Annotated in this window: 20 protein-coding genes; 18 read left to right on the forward strand and 2 right to left on the reverse strand. The window is 38.0% G+C overall.

The annotated features are described in order from the left end of the window. On the reverse strand, positions 1 to 1,095 hold a 1,095-nt coding region (locus tag D0T84_RS14430; protein ID WP_163308566.1), incomplete at its 3' end, for a phage integrase SAM-like domain-containing protein. A gap of 258 nt (positions 1,096 to 1,353) precedes the next feature. Further along, on the reverse strand, positions 1,354 to 2,448 hold the full coding sequence (locus D0T84_RS14435; RefSeq protein WP_163308567.1) for a site-specific integrase: 1,095 nt from the start codon (positions 2,446 to 2,448) through the stop codon (positions 1,354 to 1,356). A 507-nt stretch (positions 2,449 to 2,955) separates the two neighbouring features. Here D0T84_RS14435 and D0T84_RS14440 point away from each other — a divergent pair. The 18 genes from D0T84_RS14440 (at position 2,956) to D0T84_RS22450 (ending at position 19,656) form a co-directional block, all read left to right on the forward strand. Continuing rightward, positions 2,956 to 3,282 carry a helix-turn-helix transcriptional regulator gene (locus tag D0T84_RS14440; protein WP_163308568.1) on the forward strand — a complete coding sequence of 109 codons (327 nt, stop codon included), beginning with the start codon at positions 2,956 to 2,958 and terminating at the stop codon, positions 3,280 to 3,282. 71 nt (positions 3,283 to 3,353) lie between these two features. Next, positions 3,354 to 3,782, forward strand: coding sequence for an arsenate reductase ArsC (locus D0T84_RS14445; RefSeq protein ID WP_163308569.1), 429 nt, complete (start codon positions 3,354 to 3,356; stop codon positions 3,780 to 3,782). Further along, positions 3,772 to 4,824 carry an ACR3 family arsenite efflux transporter gene (gene arsB / locus D0T84_RS14450; protein ID WP_163308570.1) on the forward strand — a complete coding sequence of 351 codons (1,053 nt, stop codon included), beginning with the start codon at positions 3,772 to 3,774 and terminating at the stop codon, positions 4,822 to 4,824. The genes D0T84_RS14445 and arsB overlap by 11 nt, the downstream gene beginning before the upstream one ends. Positions 4,825 to 4,833: 9 nt before the next feature. Next, positions 4,834 to 5,271, forward strand: coding sequence for a nitrophenyl compound nitroreductase subunit ArsF family protein (locus D0T84_RS14455; RefSeq protein ID WP_163308571.1), 438 nt, complete (start codon positions 4,834 to 4,836; stop codon positions 5,269 to 5,271). A 4-nt stretch (positions 5,272 to 5,275) separates the two neighbouring features. Next, positions 5,276 to 5,974, forward strand: a complete 699-nt coding sequence (locus tag D0T84_RS14460) for an aromatic aminobenezylarsenical efflux permease ArsG family transporter (RefSeq protein WP_163308572.1) — start codon at positions 5,276 to 5,278, stop codon at positions 5,972 to 5,974. Positions 5,975 to 6,011: 37 nt separating this feature from the next. Beyond that, the gene (locus D0T84_RS14465; protein WP_163308573.1) at positions 6,012 to 6,245 is read left to right on the forward strand and encodes a thioredoxin family protein; all 234 of its coding nucleotides are present in this window, start codon (positions 6,012 to 6,014) and stop codon (positions 6,243 to 6,245) included. Between the two features lie 12 nt (positions 6,246 to 6,257). Further along, positions 6,258 to 6,608, forward strand: a complete 351-nt coding sequence (gene arsD / locus D0T84_RS14470; RefSeq protein WP_163308574.1) for an arsenite efflux transporter metallochaperone ArsD — start codon at positions 6,258 to 6,260, stop codon at positions 6,606 to 6,608. A gap of 14 nt (positions 6,609 to 6,622) precedes the next feature. Continuing rightward, positions 6,623 to 8,341 (forward strand): arsenical pump-driving ATPase, encoded by a 1,719-nt coding sequence (gene arsA / locus D0T84_RS14475; protein WP_163308575.1) that lies wholly within the window; start codon positions 6,623 to 6,625, stop codon positions 8,339 to 8,341. A gap of 252 nt (positions 8,342 to 8,593) precedes the next feature. Then, entirely contained in the window at positions 8,594 to 9,082 is a 489-nt protein-coding gene (locus D0T84_RS14480) for a sigma-70 family RNA polymerase sigma factor (protein WP_163308576.1), read from the forward strand. An 11-nt stretch (positions 9,083 to 9,093) separates the two neighbouring features. Next, on the forward strand, positions 9,094 to 9,879 hold the full coding sequence (locus D0T84_RS14485) for a FecR family protein (protein ID WP_163308577.1): 786 nt from the start codon (positions 9,094 to 9,096) through the stop codon (positions 9,877 to 9,879). Then, positions 9,880 to 12,300, forward strand: coding sequence for a TonB-dependent receptor (locus tag D0T84_RS14490; RefSeq protein WP_163308578.1), 2,421 nt, complete (start codon positions 9,880 to 9,882; stop codon positions 12,298 to 12,300). Between the two features lie 96 nt (positions 12,301 to 12,396). Then, positions 12,397 to 12,747, forward strand: a complete 351-nt coding sequence (locus D0T84_RS14495; RefSeq protein WP_163308579.1) for a hypothetical protein — start codon at positions 12,397 to 12,399, stop codon at positions 12,745 to 12,747. Between the two features lie 105 nt (positions 12,748 to 12,852). Next, positions 12,853 to 13,275, forward strand: coding sequence for a DUF6769 family protein (locus D0T84_RS14500; RefSeq protein WP_163308580.1), 423 nt, complete (start codon positions 12,853 to 12,855; stop codon positions 13,273 to 13,275). A gap of 277 nt (positions 13,276 to 13,552) precedes the next feature. Then, positions 13,553 to 14,353, forward strand: coding sequence for a phosphatase PAP2 family protein (locus D0T84_RS14505; RefSeq protein ID WP_163308581.1), 801 nt, complete (start codon positions 13,553 to 13,555; stop codon positions 14,351 to 14,353). Positions 14,354 to 14,417: 64 nt separating this feature from the next. After that, positions 14,418 to 14,840: a Fur family transcriptional regulator gene (locus D0T84_RS14510; protein WP_163308582.1), complete on the forward strand. Its 423-nt coding sequence runs from the start codon at positions 14,418 to 14,420 to the stop codon at positions 14,838 to 14,840. A gap of 44 nt (positions 14,841 to 14,884) precedes the next feature. Next, positions 14,885 to 15,202, forward strand: a complete 318-nt coding sequence (locus D0T84_RS23320) for a DUF6660 family protein (protein WP_370525508.1) — start codon at positions 14,885 to 14,887, stop codon at positions 15,200 to 15,202. A gap of 81 nt (positions 15,203 to 15,283) precedes the next feature. Next, complete coding sequence (locus D0T84_RS14515; RefSeq protein ID WP_185155748.1) at positions 15,284 to 18,394, forward strand: efflux RND transporter permease subunit; 3,111 nt, start codon at positions 15,284 to 15,286, stop codon at positions 18,392 to 18,394. 8 nt (positions 18,395 to 18,402) lie between these two features. Beyond that, positions 18,403 to 19,656, forward strand: coding sequence for a TolC family protein (locus D0T84_RS22450; protein WP_185155749.1), 1,254 nt, complete (start codon positions 18,403 to 18,405; stop codon positions 19,654 to 19,656). The last annotated feature ends 1 nt before the right edge of the window (position 19,657 follow it).

Below are 19,657 nucleotides of genomic sequence, written 5' to 3' on the forward strand. Positions count from 1 at the left end.
GGTAGCCCAGCTGTGGCGTGCCATATGGGTAGACAGTTTTACACCTGTCCCTGCCAGCCTGGCCAGTTCCTTCAGCAGGCGGTTCTGGGTGGTAAGACCTGTTTCGTATTGCAGGCGGTGGGGTTTTTTATTGTTGTTATCAATTACGGGGAAGACATAGGGGCTTGCCTTTACCATCGGGGAAAAGTAGTCGATAATCTCCTGCATGGCCGGGGTTATCTTTATCTCCAGCCGCCCGCCTGTCTTTTTGCGGTAGTAGCGGATGATGCCATTCCTGAGGTTATTCTTCCTGAGGTATGCCATATCCACAAAGCTCATTCCGCGGGCATACAGGCAGAAGAAGAACAGCCGGCGGCAGGTTTCCAGGCGTTGCCTGTCCTTTCCTTCCGCTAGCTTCACATCGTACAGGGCTTGTATCTGGTTACGTGAAAGGGCTCGTTTATGGGTTTTCTGCACGCCGGTATACACTCCCGAGAAAAGGTTTTGGTCGGGTTTGGTTACCAATCCTTTTGTTATGGCCTTGTTGTAGATGCTTCTTAGGTTGCGCATATAGAAAGAGATGGTATTGGGGGCTTTACCCTGGCTCTTCAGATGGCGCTCGTAATTCTTCACCAATGAGGGACTCAGGTAGGAGATGGGGATATCGTTCTTGTTGAGGAACAATAGCAGGCTTCGCAGGCTGCTCCCGTAAGCGCGTGCGGTGCGCTCCTGTCCCGATCTGCTCAGGTTGCGGCTCAGGCGGGAGACGAGTTTCTTCAGGCTGTGTTCGCCCGATTCTTCCATGCGGCTGGAATGGTACACATCGGTAATCTCCTCCACTTCGAAGTAGGTGCCTTTGCTTTCGAGTTCATGAATGATGGCTTTCAAACGGCTTGTTTCTTCTTCGATGCCGTTGCGGGCTTCGTACAGGTAGTTGTCCCGGTTGGGATTATCCGTAATGATTGACTTGTTTGTGTTATCCCATTCTTCCTTGTAAATTTTATAAGAGAGGGCTACTTTTCGGGTGCGCCTCCTGTGGATGACCTGCAGGTAGAGACTGCCGGGTAAGTTTCCGGCTCTCTCCGAGGGTCGGTAATGTAAATTGATACTTGTCATAATTGTTTCCTTTTTGATTTTCCTTTGGTTTTTTTATAGAACAAAGGAAAGAAGAAAAGGGTTGGGATGGGAGGAGTTTTTTGGGGGAGAGGATGGATATGATTTGTATGCAGATTTTCGGAGTAAAAGGTTCTGATAGTTTTCTCCGGTGAAGAATTTTTTATATATTTGCTCATGAAAGTCGTTCTTTGTTCATGATGCAAAATGAGGTGGATGATATAGATTCGCTCATTTCTAAAGCGTTACCTGTAGTGGAGACTATTTGTGTAAGATGTTTGTTTTCAGGTAGGAAGAAGATTGGGTGTGTCTTCTGACATGACAGGTTACCGGCTTATCGATTCCGCAGATTGCAGCAATCTCCTTCAAATATTCATTCATCTTTTGGTTGGAACATACAGGGAATAGGCGTCCGTCTTTTTGCTTTCCTTTATACTTTTCAATGATCGCAAGAGGTATTTCAAGCAAGCGAATGTTGGATGGCACATTGGTTTTCTGACGATTGGTCATAACCCATTGATGACCATCGAAAGCTGTTTTGATATTATCCTCTGTCAATTGAGCCACATCAATATAGCTTAAGCCCGTATAGCACATAAAAATGAAAATATCCCGAATATGGCGGAGTCTTTCTGTCGGGAAATCTTTCCGGTAAATCGTATCAATTTCCTCTTGTGTAAGGACCTCCCGAATCACTTTCTTGGTCTTGAACCTGAAACCGACAAAGGGATCTATCTTGATATCCGCTCCGGTACTTTTAATATAGTTGAATACGGTCCTGAAACGTTGAACGAACTTCAGAGCGGTATTATTACTGCAATTATGTTCGTTTTGGAGATATAAGAAGAATTTCTCTATAAATACAGGAGTTAGTTCCATGACAGGAATATCCGATAAATGGTATTCCTTTTTAAGGAACTCCTGTAAGCGTGTTTTAGTCAATTCATATCTTCCATAAGTTATTTGAGATGTATCTCGTCCGACTTTTAACAAGTAGAACTCATTGTGTTCCGCAAAATGTTTCAACAACATTTTCTTCTTATCCGTTTCAATGCCCAATACAATATTCTTGATCTTCTCGGGCAATACATATCCGTATTCATTAAGTTGTTTGTGGTAAATCTCAGTAATCCTTACCTTTAAGGCTTCCAAAATTCGGTTTGTTTTGATGATTTCCTGTGAACGACCGATACATTTTCCTGCTTTGCTGTCCCACAGGATAGGGTCAACCATTGTCCGTGTATTGAACTGTGCACGTTCTCCACTAATAGTTATGCGTGCCATAACGGGAGTTAATCCGTTTTCATCTGCCCTCGTTTTACGCAGATAGAATAAAACTGTGAATGTAGCTTTCATAATCTTCTCATTTTTTGTTTGTAAAACTATAATTTTAACACAAAAACATGGAAGACATTTTGCTGCCAATTTACGACAAATAAGCACTTTAGCTTTTAATTCGGTACCATAAACCAAATGATAGAAATTGGTACCTGTTTGGGTACCGAATCAGTGTCTTATGGTTGCTATATCCTGTCGCTTCTTGTCTATTGAGGGGAATAAAAAAACTCCCTAAATTCATCATTTAGAGAGTTTTGTCTTATTTCGTCAGATTCTTGTCTGTTAGTTTCTGACCTTCCAGTGATCCCGCTGGGAACGCTTTTTTATCTCGTAATAGATGTAGTAATCAATCGTTTAATCTTTCAAAAAGGCAAGTCCGTAACGAATTCGTAACGATTAAAATGATACCTTTTTGTCTTGTTTTGGCAGACCTCTGTGAGCCCAACTTCTAATTACAAATATACAATTTTTATTTGCATATCAAAAATAAATTCGTATTTTTACGAACTGAATAATAATTATACTATGTCAAAGAAAGAATTAACAGCCGAACAAGAACAAATAGCACGCTTTGCCAAAGCAATGGGGCATCCTATTCGCATCGCTATATTGGAAATGCTTGCTAACCAATCATGTTGTTATCATGGCGATATGTCGGAAATATTGCCAATAGCTAAAAGTACGCTATCGCAACACCTGAACGAACTCAAAGATGCAGGATTGGTACAAGGTACAATTACGCTACCCACTGTCAAATATTGTATCAATAAAGAAAATTGGGAGAAAGCAAAAAGTATGTTCTCTGCATTTTTTATTGAGGTTAGCAATGAAGATAATTGCAGCACTAAATAAAAAATTTATCTATAATATTCGTATTTCCACGAATAGCGAATATATCGTATATTAACGAATGAATATAAAATATGAAAATACTTATACTTTGCACAGGGAACAGTTGCCGCAGCCAAATGGCACATGGATTCCTACAATCGTTTGATTCTAAATTATCAGTTTATTCCGCAGGAACAAAAGCAAGCGGAAAACTAAACCCAAAGGCTGTTGAAGTAATGAAAGATGCGGGGATAGATATTTCGCATCATACATCAAATAACGTGGAGAAATATCTCAATGACGAATGGGATTATGTAATCACAGTCTGCGGTGGAGCAAAAGAAACTTGCCCGATATTTTCGGGTAAAGTAAAACATCAATTACATATCGGATTTGATGATCCATCCGATGCCGAAGGAACTCCCGAATTTATTCAAAGTGAATTTATTCGTGTACGTGGCCAAATAAAAGAAGCATTTTATAATTTCTACCTCAAAATAAAAGAAGAAAATGAGCAATAAAAAAATGGGGTTCTTAAATAAGAACTTAACACTTTGGATATTCTTGGCAATGGCTATCGGAGTGGGATTAGGATATTTTATCCCATCCTTTAGCGGATATATAGATGCTATGTCGAGCGGTACGACAAACATACCATTGGCAATCGGACTTATCTTAATGATGTATCCCCCATTGGCAAAAGTGGACTACAAACTTTTACCAAAGGTATTTACCAATGCAAAAGTATTGACAACCTCTTTAGTTTTGAATTGGATAGTGGGACCGGTATTGATGTTTGCATTGGCGATTATCTTTCTACACGACTATCCCGAATATATGGTCGGCGTTATTCTTATCGGGTTGGCACGTTGTATAGCAATGGTATTGGTCTGGAACGATTTGGCAGAAGGTAATGCTGAATATGGAGCAGGGCTTGTAGCCTTGAATAGTATCTTTCAAGTATTCTTTTATAGTTTTTATGCGTGGTTGTTTATAACAAAACTTCCTCCACTATTGGGCTTTGAAGGTGCGATAGTGAATATCTCTATTGGAACAATAGCTGAAACAGTCGGCATTTATCTGGGAATCCCCTTCCTCATGGGTATTCTAAGCCGTGTAATACTTGTGCAACTAAAAGGCAAACAATGGTATGAAGAAAAGTTTATACCAACTATTTCTCCGATTACATTAATAGCATTATTGCTGACTATTGTATTGATGTTTAGTTTGAAAGGAGAGCTAATCGTCCAGATACCAATGGATGTGGTTAGAATTGCCATTCCTTTGATTATCTATTTTACAGTCATGTTCTTTATCAGCTTCTTTGCGAGCAAAGCCGCAGGAACGCCATACGACAAAAATGCTTCTATTTCATTCACAGCCACAGGCAACAACTTTGAGTTGGCGATAGCAGTAGCTATCGGGGTATTTGGACTACATAGCGGACAAGCCTTTGCAGGTGTAGTCGGTCCATTGGTTGAAGTGCCTGTATTGATTGCATTAGTCAATGTTGCATTTTGGCTAAAGAAAAAATATTACAATAATGATTTACAACCTAAATAAATTAAACAAATGAAAACAAAAAATCTATTATTTGTCGCACTCATTGCTTTGTTTGCAATATCGTGTAACAGCAAAGGGCAAACGGAAAAGAATGAAAGTGTAGAAACAACGGTTACAACCAATGTAGCCGATGCTTCAATTGTGAATGTCTACTATTTTCATGGTAAACAACGTTGCAAAACTTGTATAGCAGTGGGCGACTTGGCAAAGAAAACTATCGAAGAAGCCTATACAGGTAACAATGATGTTAAATTTATCGAAGTAGACACAAGCGATAAGCAGTTTGAGGATTTGGTAAATAAGTACGAAGTATCTTGGAATGCTCTCATTATTGCTAAAGGCGATAACTCGGTAGATATTACAGAACAAGCCTTTGCCAATGCTGTAAACAATCCGAATGTCCTTAGTGATCTGATAAAGAAAGAAGTAAACGAAAGAGCATCATAAGCGTATGGAGTTCCTACAACAATTAGTGGATAACTCGGATATTCCGATACTGACTGCTTTTATCTTGGGATTGATGACAGCTATCAGTCCTTGTCCATTGGCTACCAATATTACAGCGACAGCCTATCTGAGCAAAAATATAGCAGACAAAAAACGTGTCCTATTCAATGGTATATTCTATACATTGGGGCGTGTGTTCAGCTATACAGCTTTGGGATTGGTATTTTATTTTGGTGCAAGTAAATTTCATGTAGCCAAAATGTTGCAGAATATTAGCGGACTGTATCTGGGTATAGCATTAATCATCATCGGAATATTGATGTTGGATATTATAAAGTTCAACATCCCAATACTAAACAGACTCACAGCGAAAATCAGTGAAAAGAAAATGAAAAAGAATTATCTGAACGCTTTTCTTTTGGGCGTATTGTTCGCATTGGCTTTCTGTCCGTACAGCGGGGTTCTCTATTTTGGTGTACTTATCCCTATGACAATCAGTAGTGTATCGGGGTTGATTTTACCTCCTGTATTTGCCATCGCTACAGGATTGCCTGTTATCATCATCGCTTACCTGTTAGCGTACAGTATGTCGAATGTAGGTAAGTTCTATAATAGAATGAAAAGTTTTGAGGTATGGTTCAGACGTATTATCTCGGCTGTATTTATTGTAGTGGGAATATATTATGTAGTAATGAACATTTAGGTCGCAGACCTTTTTATTATCAAAATAAAATAGAGAAATGGAAATAATAATATTAGGCACAGGATGTGCCAAGTGTAAAACAACATTCGATGTTGTGCAATCTGTCGTTGCCGATTCGGGTATAGGTGCTACGGTATCTAAAGAAGAAGATATACTCGAGATTGTGAAATACAATATCATGTCGTTGCCTGCCGTAGTGGTAGATGGCGAAGTAAAAATAAAAGGCTATGTGCCAACCAAAGATGAAGTGTTAAAAGTAATAACTGTATAAAATAGATATGATATGTTAGATTTAAAAGTAGATAATCGTAAAACAATGAAAATATATGACTCTGCACTATGTTGTCCAACGGGACTATGCGGAGTGAATATCGACCCTGAACTCATGCGTATTGCAGTAGTAGTAGAAACATTGAAACGCAAGGGAATACTTGTAGAACGTTACAATCTGAAAGATAATCCACAGGTATATGTAGACACAAAAGTGATTAACGATTGCCTGATGAATGAGTCGGTAGACGTATTTCCCATTACGATGCTCGATAATGAAATTGTAATGAAAAAAGTATATCCGAGTAATAAGCAAATAGCCGAATGGCTGCAAGTAAAAGAAGAAGAACTGATTGCGAAATAAGAAAAAAAATGAATATGAAAATATATAATCCATCAACAGAAAATTATACGAAGTATATATTCTTTACAGGTAAAGGTGGTGTGGGTAAAACATCTATCGCTTGTGCCACCGCCGTAAACCTTGCCGATAGTGGCAAGAAAGTCCTTTTAATCAGTACCGACCCTGCATCTAACTTACAGGATGTTTTTAATATGGACTTGAACAACAAGGGTACACAGATTAAAGAAGTACCTAATCTGACTGTAGTAAATCTCGATCCCGAACAAGCTGCTGCCGAATACAGAGAATCGGTAATCAGTCCATTCAGAGGAAAATTACCTGAAAGCGTAATTACCAACATGGAAGAACAGCTTTCCGGTTCATGTACAGTAGAGATTGCGGCATTCAATGAATTTTCAAATTTCATTACCGATGAAGAAAAACGGACAGGCTTCGACAATATTATATTTGATACGGCTCCCACCGGACATACTTTGCGTATGCTACAATTACCATCGGCATGGAATACTTTTATTGCCGAGAATACTACAGGAGCATCCTGCTTGGGGCAACTTTCGGGATTGGAAGATCGAAAGGAAATATATAAAGAAGCGGTAAGAACATTATCAGACGAAACACAAACAACGATGTTTCTGGTTAGTCGTCCCGATGAAAGTCCGTTAGCCGAAGTAGAACGCTCTTCTAATGAATTATTGGAGACAGGCATAAAATCGCAACATCTGATTATCAACGGTGTATTAGATAACTACGACCCGAATGATACTATATCGAAACAATTATATGACCGCCAACAAAAAGCATTAAATAATCGCTCTCAAGCCTTGTTGAATCTGACGACTTATTTTGTGCCCCTACGTTCTTATAACATGACTGGTATTGATAATATCCGTAATATGTTGAGTACAGACAAGGTGTCGACAAACGAACAAAAGACAATCAGTACAAAAGATTTTAAAACTATTGATAATATCATTGACGATTTGTACACATCAGGCAAGCGAGTAATTTTCACAATGGGTAAAGGTGGTGTCGGGAAAACAACCATTGCTGGCGATATTGCAAGAGGGTTGGCAAAGAAAGGTGTAAAAGTGCATCTGACAACGACTGACCCTGCCAATCATTTGGCTTTTGTAGAAACGAAAGTAGAGGGTATCACAGTAAGCCATATTGATGAGAAAGCAGTATTAGCAGCCTATCAGAAGAATGTATTAGATAAGGCAAGGGAAACGATGGGCGATGCCGATTTGAGTTACATCGAAGAGGATTTGCGTTCGCCATGTACACAGGAAATAGCCGTATTCAATTCTTTTGCAGAGATTGTAGCCAAGGCCGACAATGAAGTGGTGGTAATAGATACTGCACCGACAGGGCATACTTTGCTATTACTCGATTCAACACAAAGTTATCACAAGGAAGTAGAGCGGACACAGGGTAATATTACGCCTGCCGTTCAAAATCTACTGCCACGCCTGCGGAATGAGAAAGAAACGGAAGTAATAATTGTCACTCTTCCCGAAACGACTCCTGTTTTCGAAGCCCAACGCTTACAGCAGGATTTACAACGTGCAGGACTAAAAAATAAATGGTGGGTAGTTAATTCAAGTTTATTGCTTACCAACACAAATAATCCATTTTTGAAAGCCAAAGCACAAAGCGAAATACAATGGATAGAAAAAGTAAAAGAAATATCTAACAATAATTTTGCTGTGATCGGATGGAGTGAGCAGGACTGATAACTAAAAAAGAAATTATTATGAACTCGTGTTACAACATACAAAAATCAGTACAAGATTTTTATGATTCGCTATTTTCATTACTATACATATATTCATAGTTATAAGCAGGTAAAAAACAGAAGGACAAAGAACAGTTTACTCATATCCACTAAAAAACAACTGATATGGATAGGATAACTCAAAAAAACGAATATCTTGGTAGGGTAATTTCTTTTTCAAGCGGTACATAAATAAAAAGATATCATTGGAGTGATAAGCAAAATAGAATTTCAAAAACTGTTTGACAACTATTTCGATACAATCAGAAACTTTGTCTATTACAGATGCGGAGATACGGAAACCGCATCTGATATAACACAAGAGGTCTTTATGAAGATATGGGAAAAACGTGAGCAGTTTGAAGTTAGCGATATTAAAAGCTTACTTTATAAGATGGCGAATGATATGGTTATATCGAATTATCGCAAGGAACAAACCCAGCTTAATTTTGAACAGAGTATGACCATAAAGCAAGATTATGATGCATCTCCCGAAGAAATAGTACAGTTCGAAGAATTAAAATCCTCTTATGCAAAAGCTTTAACCGATATGCCGGAGAATCAGCGTGTAACATTTCTGATGAATCGTAACGAGGGTTTGAAGTATCACGAAATAGCAGAAAACTTGAACATTAGCATCAAAGCTGTAGAAAAGCGAATCAGTACAGCATTGGCTTATCTGAAAAAAGAATTACTCTAAAAAGTATGTATATGAATACCGACAAAATAAAAATAGGACCCCGGTGGGAAAAGAGCAAAGATAAGATATGGAATGAAACCTTTGCTGACTTGACAGAAGAAACCACCACACAAGGGAAAGAACCGAAACGAAGATCCCTTTGGTTTTATGCTGCTGCATCTGTTGCTGCAATAGCAATTATCCTGCCCAGTATAGCATTTTTATATACCAAAAATGAGGTTGTAGGTAGAGGCTCGCATCTGGCTGTTGTATTACCTGATGGCTCTAAAGTAGATTTGAATGCCGAAAGTAAAATAACTTATAAACCTTTATGGTGGCATATCTCCCGTGATGTGGAACTGAAAGGAGAAGCGTATTTCGAGGTTGAAAAAGGGAGCACTTTCGATGTACGTTCAGGAGAATATACAGTCAGTGTGTTGGGTACAAGTTTCAATATATTCAGTCGTGACGGGAAATATAATGTAACTTGTTTGACAGGAAAAGTGAATGTTTCTGATAAATTAGAATCAGTAATACTTACCCCGAATATGCAGGCATTATGGGATAACGGCAAATTGACTTCAAAGGATATAGATGATGCAAAAGAATCTATCAACTGGAAACAGGGAAAATTTATTTTCGTTGGTGTACCTTTGTATGAAGTAATTCAAGAGATTGAAAGACAATATGATATTGAAGTATTGCCAAATTCAAATCTTGATTACCTATATTCAGGTAATTTTACAAAAGCAAAAAATCCGAATGACGTTCTTAAAATAGTAGGTAAACCGTTTGGAATCGAATTTAAGATAAAGTAGTTGAAGAAATTTGTAGTTATACTTATAATTATCCTCACAGGCACTATTGCAACTTTTTCACAAGAGCTGCATTTGGCTGTTAAAGATAAACCCTTGAATGATGTATTGAGAGGTTTGTCCGTAGAAATTTCATTTGATGACAATGCACTATCCAAATATAAGGTATCAGTCAATAAAACATTTAATAGCCCTCATTCAGTACTTGATTTTTTACTAAAAGATAAACCGTTTCGCTTTGAGAATATAAACGGGGTTTATGTTATAACGACATACATTGAAAAGAAAGAACCGTCGTTAGTTGTTGAAGCTAAAAAATACTACATGTTTTCGGGAATGATAAAAGATGCCGAAAACGGAGAAAATCTGCCTTACGCCTATATTACCACTCCCGAAGGAATAATATCAACTGATGAAGCTGGTTTTTTTTCGTTTAAGACAGAAAGAAAAGGAAAGCTGCATGTACAGGCTCAATACTTAGGCTATCAGGTACAGGACACTATCCTATCTCCGGGATTAAATGAGATAAGTTTAAAGTCCATTATTTATACAATGGACGAAGTTATTGTCAGCCCTTCACCTGCAACTATGCTTATGCAATCGGGAAATAACGCAGGTGAAATCCGCATCAATCATCAGGTAGCTAAATATTTGCCGGGAAGCATCGACAATACCGTGTTTAATCTTATGCGAATGATGCCCGGTGTAAGAGCATCGGGAGAACCATCGGAAGATATGATTGTATGGGGCAGCAATATGGGCGAGAGCAAAATAACGTATGACGGATATACGCTGTTTGGTATAAAGAACTATAATGACCATATAGGTTCTGTTAATCCCTACATGGTGAAAGATATTCGCATTATGAAAGGAGGTTACGGTTCCAATCAGGGAGGGCGTATCGGTGCTATTACAGAGATTACAGGTATAGATGGTGATTTTTTCAGACCTTCGGTAAAAGCAAGCATCAGCAATTATACCATGAATCTTTTCGCTTCTGTTCCTCTGACTAAGAAGCTCAATATATCTGCCGCTTACAGGCAGACATTCTATAACCTGTACAACAATGAAAATGTTGATTTTTCTAATAACGGTGACAGTCCGTTGAATATTTCCGATGTATATATAAAGCCCGATTATCATTTTAACGATGCCAATGTAAAATTATCAGGAAAAGCATTGAAGGATGACTCCTATTATATCAGTCTATATGGAGCTAATGATCGCTTTAAATATTCGGTAAAGCAACCGGAAGAATACGACCTCAATGCTTCTGAGAAGAATAGGCAATATGGCGGAGCAGCTTCCTATAAACGGGTATGGGAAAACGGTTCAACGACAAAGATCACTGCAACTTTTTCTCGTCTTACCTCTTTATTGGATAATCTTACCATAGTAGGAGATAAAAAGCCGACAACAGAAGATGTTAGTCATCTGGACAACGAAGTACAAGAATATTCGATAAAACTCAACCATGATTTTTCCATCGGAACCCGCAATAAAATACAAATCGGTGGAGAATGGCAACAATATAGGGTAAGCCTGAATGACCTATGCGGGGAACTGGAAAAACCGACAGTTTATATAACTGACAATATATTGTTAGGGAAATTGTCTTTAAACGCAGGTGTAAGAGTAGATATGCCACTCGATGAAAAAGTGTATGTACAGCCCCGTTTATCAGGAAGATATAAAATATCGGAAGAACTGACAGCAACAGCTTCATGGGGATTATATAACCAGTTCCTTACCCGTACTGCCTATGAATATGATGAATCGGGGGTACAGACTGTATGGAGTATGGCGGATAGCACATTTACCAAAGCAATGCACACTACCACAGGCATTGCATATAGTAAAAACGGTTTTTTGGTAAGTCTGGAAGGATATTATAAAAAGACAAAAAACGGGCAGTATTTTTTGGATAATACAGTCTATAAGATAGAGAACACGATTTTAGGTGTAGATCTGTATGCCAAAAAGCAGATTAAAAACCATACTCTGTATGGTTCGTATTCTATTAATAACCTTCGGAAACCTCAAAATGAACTTTCACATGAGATAAAAATCGGGGGTATCGGAGCTTTTGATCCGTTCTATTTCTCTTTGAGTTATGTTTATGGAACAGGGTTTAATTATATCTCTACCGGAGGGCATGGGCATGGTAATGAAGAAGAACAACACAACTCCAAATATGGACATACGGATTCTTCCGATGAATCGTATAGCCGTTTTGATATGGGCATCACATACAGAAAGCAAATAAAGAGAATAAAACTGCAAACAGGCGTATCGCTTCTGAATGTTTTCGATACAAAAAATATAAAATACAATTATCGGGTTTCCGGTCAGAATACTGCTGCAAATATCTTCACTAAAGCTACTCCATTCACTCCAACAGTGTTTTTTGAAATTATTTTCTGATTTTCGGTAGGGTAAATCCTACTTTGTGCGGTTAACTATACGAAAGCGCTTCAGAAAAGAAAACAAATTACAAATTCATAAAAATTAAAAGGACAGATGAAAAAATTATTTTATTCGTTGGTAGTAGTTTTATTTGCAGTAACATTTGTAGCATGCAGTAATGACGACCATGACGATTTTGGTACATCGGCAAAACAGGACATTGAAACAAGAGCAGCCGCTTTAGGATTTGATGACGTTGCCACTTATAAAGCAAATGTAGCTGAACAATGTGTTGCAGGAAATCACGAGAATTGTGATATTTACAAAGATGGTACACATGAAGCTTGTGCATATTCCGATCATTTGGGGAAAAACCATGACGGTACACATCATAATGGAACCGATCACGGTACGCATGATCAGAATGGTCATTCACACGGTTCGCACGATGGCAATCATCACTAAAATATTCTCAGTGGGGATTCAATAAAAGAAAATAATAGTCTTTTATTGAATCCTTTATTTAAAATGTTTGAAACAATAATCTATTCAGTCTACAGTTTATAAGGTATGAAAAGGTATTTCATTTTATCAATACTGTCGTTGCCCATATTTATGCTGTTGGTTATGACAGTAATACCTCATCATCATCACGAAGGGATAGCTTGTGTTATTACGGAACTTTGTGAGGATGATGATACATATAATGATGAACATACCTATCATAAAGATATATCGGGACAAAATACTTATGACTATTCATGCGTTACCGAATTGGATATTATCGTGCCATCCTTAGACCACGAAATAATATTCAAAATATTATCAGCTAAAGATAATCTTAACCTATTCTTCTTACTTCCCACACATTTAAATGTCCTTGTTGATTCCACGACCTCAGATAATGATTTTGGAGAGTATATACTCAACTACCAATCTACACACGTAAATCACTATAATGGTTTACGTGCTCCCCCATATTTGTCCGCCTGATACATCAGGGGAATGGCATTTTCAAATCATATTCATAATATAGACTTGCTACAAGTGTAGTCGTAAACATCTGTATGTATACCTGTAGTATCCCTGAAGTATTTGGTTTTTTCTGAAATCATAGGTAACCCCTATGTCCCTATTTGTACAGATAAACTATTATACAACCAATAAACATACTAACAATAACAATTTTAGTCTATATGCTGCTTATGGTATTTTCAAGTGAGCTGATTGTTAGTTATTTCATTTAATATATACGTTAAAATTGAAAACCATGTATCAAAAAATAAAAATAATTCTATCTTTCATTACGATAACATCCCTGTTTTTAATACCAGTAAAAGCTTTGGCTGAAACTGCCGAAATCGAATTATCCTTCAATGACAGCATTCCTGTCTCCGATGAACACACGTTTTCCTATAAACAATTAATAGTCCCTGCCTCTCTGATGTTGTACGGAACTATTGAAGCAACCCTCGCTCCTAAAAACCGACTGCTAAATTATGCTATCGGACATGAAGTAATAACGCATACACCCGAACGATTTCAGATTGATGACATTACACAATATGTTCCTGCCGCCAGTGTATATGTCTTAAACTTAGTCGGGATAAAAGGTAAGCACAACTTTAAAGACAGAACAATTATTTTAGGAATGGCAAGCCTGTTCACAGCAGCATCAGTGAATGGGTTAAAATATACAGCGAAAGTTGAAAGACCTGATAAGTCCGCAAAAAATTCATTTCCTTCGGGACATACGGCAATAGCCTTTATGGGAGCTGAATTTCTATGGCAGGAATACAAAGATGTTTCTATTTGGTATGGAGTTGCAGGATATACTATTGCTGCCGGGACGGGAGCTTTCAGAATTTATAATAACAAACACTGGGTTGGCGATGTTTCTTTCGGTGCAGGAATTGGCATATTAAGTACAAAACTTGCCTACTGGTTATATCCAACCGTTGAAAAGAAAATGTTTAATGGCGGTAAGGGAAAAAAGAACAAACAAAATATCGCTTTATCTCCTTTCTATAATGGACAACAAGGAGGGCTGGCTTTTTCAATGCAGTTTTAAAAAATATGAAATTAATGGATTCTAACTTGTTATATAGTAAATTTGTACTTAATAATTACTGATTATGAGCGGAAGTATTATAAAATTATTGGAAGACCGGAACATAAAACCGACATCCACCCGTATATTGATTTTAAAAGCAATGATTGATTTCGACAGGGCATTTAGCTTATCCGATTTGGAGATAAAGCTTGAAACCGTGGATAAATCAACTATATCACGTACTATACACCTGTTCCACGAAAATCAATTGATACACAGTTTTGATGACGGCTCCGGTTCTGTAAAATATTCGATATGCAATAGCGACTGCAACTGTGACATAAACGATTTGCACGCCCATTTCTATTGTAACTATTGTAAGAAGGCATTCTGTCTGGAAAATATATCCATACCTAATTTTGAATTGTCCTCAACAATGCAGGTCGAAAGCGTAAATTTGGTTATTAAAGGGTATTGTGGCAATTGTGATAAGTTTGCAACTTAGTTGCATGCTTTTTGTTATATATTTGCACATATAAATAAGAAAAAATGAAATCATCTGTATTCATAATAGGTATTTACTTTCTGATCCTTGCAGTGCTACCATGCCACTGTGATGTTCCGATAGCAGATACTTTTGGACAAAATACAGAATTGGTTTCCACTGGAGATACAGAGCATAATGATTCCGGATATGAATTTTGCACACCGTTTTGTGTATGCTCCACTCATCACAATCCAAATATTACTACAAATTATGAAATAGTTCTCCGTAATTTCAGTTTGAATGTCAAACATATGGCAATATATACTGATAAGGAGATTCCTTCTTTCCTATCCACACTTTGGCGACCTCCACAAGCCTAAAATATAACATCTGATTAAGTCTTGATGTGCCTTCACTTGGTACATCCTAAAAGCTAATTGTTATATTTTAATTCCAAAATTATGTTTCAAAAACTGATTAAGTTCTCGATAGAGAACAAATTGGTAATTGGAGTTATGACTGTAGCCCTCATTATTTGGGGGAGCTATTCGTTGTCACAATTACCATTCGACTCAACACCTGATATAACCAATAATCAGGTACAAGTAATAACACAAGCCCCATCTTTGGGTGCACAAGAAGTAGAACAATTTATAACTACTCCTTTGGAAATGGCTTTGGCTAATATTCCAAAAGTTGTAGAAAGAAGAAGCATTAGCCGCAGCGGGCTTTCGGTCATTACTATTGTTTTTAAAGAAAATGCCGATATCTACTGGGCACGCCAACAGGTAAGCCAGCAGTTGAAAGAAGCCGAAGAGGTTATACCTCAAGGCTTAGGGAAAATTAGTTTAGCTCCTATATCGACAGGCTTAGGGGAAATATACCACTATACAATCCGTGCAAAAGAAGGATACGAAGATAAATACAGTATTACCGACTTACGCACTATGCAGGACTGGATTGTTAGAAAACAACTTTCCGGTACGGAAGGCGTTGCCGAAGTGAGTGGCTGGGGTGGATTCGTAAAACAATATGAAATAGCCATCAATGCCGATAAACTGAATGCAGTAGGCATAACCATACCCGAAATGTACACAGCTCTCGGAAATAATAATGAGAACACAGGAGGCAGTTACATAGAACAATATAGTAACCAGTATTTTATACGTGGTATCGGTTTAGTTGGTTCTTTGGAAGATATAGAGAAAATTCCTGTAAAAACGATAAGTGGTAGCCCGATACTGATAAGGGATGTAGCCAAAGTGCAATATGGCAGTTCGACAAGATACGGAGCTGTTACCCGTAATGGCGAAGGAGAAGTTGTAGCAGGTATTACTCTGATGCTGAAAGGGGAAAATTTTCAGGATGTTATTGAAAATGTAAAAACACGCATGGAACAGGTTCAGAAAAGCCTGCCCGAAGGAGTTGTTTTAGAGCCATTTATAGACCGTACACAATTAGTTGACAGAGTAACTAATACAATCGCCAAGAATTTGGTAGAGGGAGGTCTAATTGTGATATTTATTCTTGTCCTTTTCTTAGGAAACTACAGGGCTGGATTAGTCGTGGCTTCTGTAATCCCACTTTCCATGTTATTTGCATTTGGTATGATGCGGCTCTTTGGAGTCAGCGGAAACCTTATGAGTCTCGGTGCGATTGACTTCGGGTTGATTGTGGATGGGGCGGTGATTATTGTCGAGGCGGTATGCCATCATATCAGTGTGATGAAAGACAAATACAAAGGAGCTTTACTGACCCAAAAGCAGATGGATACAGAAGTATTTGATTCCGCTTCTAAAATAAGAAACAGTGCGGCATTCGGGGAAATAATCATTATGATTGTTTATATACCTCTTTTCACTTTGGTTGGTATCGAAGGTAAAATGTTTAAGCCAATGGCTATGACCGTATTCTTTGCGATACTTGGAGCATTTATATTATCCCTGACTTATGTACCGATGGCAAGTGCATTGTTCTTAAGCAAGAAAACAGAACACAAACGGAACTTCTCGGATAAAATGATGGATAAGATAAGTGGATTTTATCGTCCTATCATAACCAAAAGTCTTAACTGGAGCAAAACATTAATAGTTAGTATGGTCGCTCTATTTGCGATAAGTCTCTTCATTTTCAGCAGGATGGGCGGGGAATTTATTCCAAATCTTGATGAGGGAGATTTTGCGGCAGAGATAAGTATGGCACAGGGAACGTCTTTAACTCAAATGGTTAAAAGCACTACACAGGCTGAAAAAATATTAAAAGAAAAGTTCCCCGAAGTCAAACAAGCTGTTTCTCGGATTGGTAGTGCTGAAATCCCAACTGATCCTATGCCAATCGAAAGGGCAGATATGATGATCGCACTGATTCCTAAAAAGGATTGGACTTCGGCTAAGACAAAAGAGGAATTGATGGAAAAAATGGAAGAGGCGGTCAGTGTTATTCCCGGCATGGAAATAGAAATGACACAGCCTATCCAGATGCGCACCAATGAACTGATTACAGGCATCAAGCAGGATGTGGCTATTAAAATATATGGCAATGACCTTGATATTCTCACATCATCGGCCAATAAAGTAGCTTCCCTAATTAAGAATGTAGAAGGGGTTACCGATCCTTTTGTAGAAAAGGCTACAGGACTGCCACAACTACAGGTAATATATAACCGTGACCAGTTAGCCAAATATGGTATTTCTATCAAAGATGCCAATATGGTATTAAAGACCGCTTTCGCAGGCAATGAAGCAGGCTATGTATTTGAAGAAGACCGCCGTTTTGACCTTGTATTGCGTATGGAAAAAGATTTGAGGAATGACATCAGTTCATTGGAGAATCTATATCTTCCTCTCCAATCCGGTGGCTCTATACCGCTTGCACAAGTAGCTGAGATAAAATATCAGGATGCACCGGCACAAGTAACCCGTGAAGATGCCGAAAGGCGTATCTACGTTGGTTTTAATGTGAGAGGACGGGATGTGCAGAATACTGTGTATGATATTCAGAAAATACTTGATAAGGAGTTTAAATTGCCTGCCGGATATTATTATACATACGGAGGTCAGTTCCAAAATCTGAAAGAAGCGAAAGACAGACTGATGGTGGCTGTACCATTGGCGTTACTCCTGATACTGTTTCTTTTGTATGCTACGTTGAAAAGTGTCAAAGAGTCCCTGTTCGTCTTCTCTGCTATACCTTTATCTGCCATTGGCGGTATTTTCGCTTTATGGCTCAGAGGAATGCCATTCAGTATCTCGGCAGGTGTCGGCTTTATTGCCCTTTTCGGTGTTGCGGTATTGAACGGTATTGTACTTATCGGACAATTTAACATATTCGAGAAAGAAGGCATTAAGGATATAAAGGAAAGGATTATCACAGGGTGTATGTTACGTCTTCGTCCTGTAATCATGACGGCTCTTGTAGCATCGCTCGGATTTCTGCCGATGGCTATTTCTACAAGTGACGGAGCGGAAGTCCAAAGACCGTTGGCAACTGTCGTTATCGGAGGATTGCTGACCGCAACAATACTAACATTAGTTGTCCTGCCTTCAATATATAAAACATTCACAAAGAAATAGAAGAAGTTATGAAAACAAAAATAAGAATATCAATATTTACACTTCTTGTAATGCTGTTTACCGTATCATCAGGTGTTTCAGCACAGGAAAGCGTAAACACATTGGACGAATGTATCCGTCTGGCAATGGAAAATAATCTGACTATGAAATCAGGTAAAATATCTATTGAGAGAGCAAAAGATTTGCAAGGTACAGCATTCAATATTGAAAAGACAAGTTTCTCTTTGAGCCAAGACCCTACATCGGGAGGTAGTCCTGATAATAGTATATCATTAAGTCAGAGTTTCGATTTTCCGACTGTATATACAACTCGTAGTAAATTACTTAAAGCAGAAACGAATCTCGAACGCAGTAATCTCGAAGTGACTCGAAACGAACTTGTAAAAGAGATTACAGGAACATATTATCAGTTATTATATGCGAAAGAGAATATCAAAATTCTACAAGAGCAGGATAGCATATATTCAAAATTCCTGTTTTTAGCTTCTGCCAAATTTAAAGCTGGAGAAACCAGCCGTTTGGAACAAATGAATGCTGAAAGATTGTACAATGAGAATAAAATTGAACTGCAAAAAGCGGAGAAAGATTATCAGAATGTACAGCTTATTTTGCAGCGATGGATGAACGCCGAAGTATCGGTAAATCCTCTTGAAGCCGAATTGCCTGTAATGGCAGCAAATTATCCGTTCAATAATTTCAGTGCAGAGCAAACGCCTATGGGAAGAGTATTTCAAAGCCAAAAAGAAGTTAGTGAAAAAAATCTGAGTGTGGTTAAACAAGGATACTTACCAAGTTTCAACTTTGCTCTAAAAAATCAGTTTCTTATAAAAGGATTTAATCCTTATGATGTGGAAAGAGAACGATTTAATAAAGGAAACTTTATGGGATTTGAAGTGGGTGTCAACATTCCGTTATTTTTCGGGGAGCAAAGAGCTAAGACTAAAGCAGCCAAAAGAGAAGTTGAAATAGCAAGAGTACAGCAGGAAGAAGTAGTACAGGCGATGCAAAAACAGTATCAGACGTATATCAACGATTTTTATAAGGCAAAAAATAGTCTGGATTATTATACCTCTCAAGGAATTGCTCAAGCGGATGATATTACCCGCATATCACAAGTTTCTTACGAAAAAGGAGAAATAGGATATGTAGAGTATATTCAGAACCTGAAAACAGCCGTTGAAATCCATCTGCAACGCACCAATGCAGTGAACGACTACAACCAGACAATCATTATGTTAAACTATATACAAGGAAACAAATAAG

The organism is Dysgonomonas sp. 521 (assembly GCF_010501055.1).
In the GTDB taxonomy this organism is placed as follows: domain Bacteria; phylum Bacteroidota; class Bacteroidia; order Bacteroidales; family Dysgonomonadaceae; genus Dysgonomonas.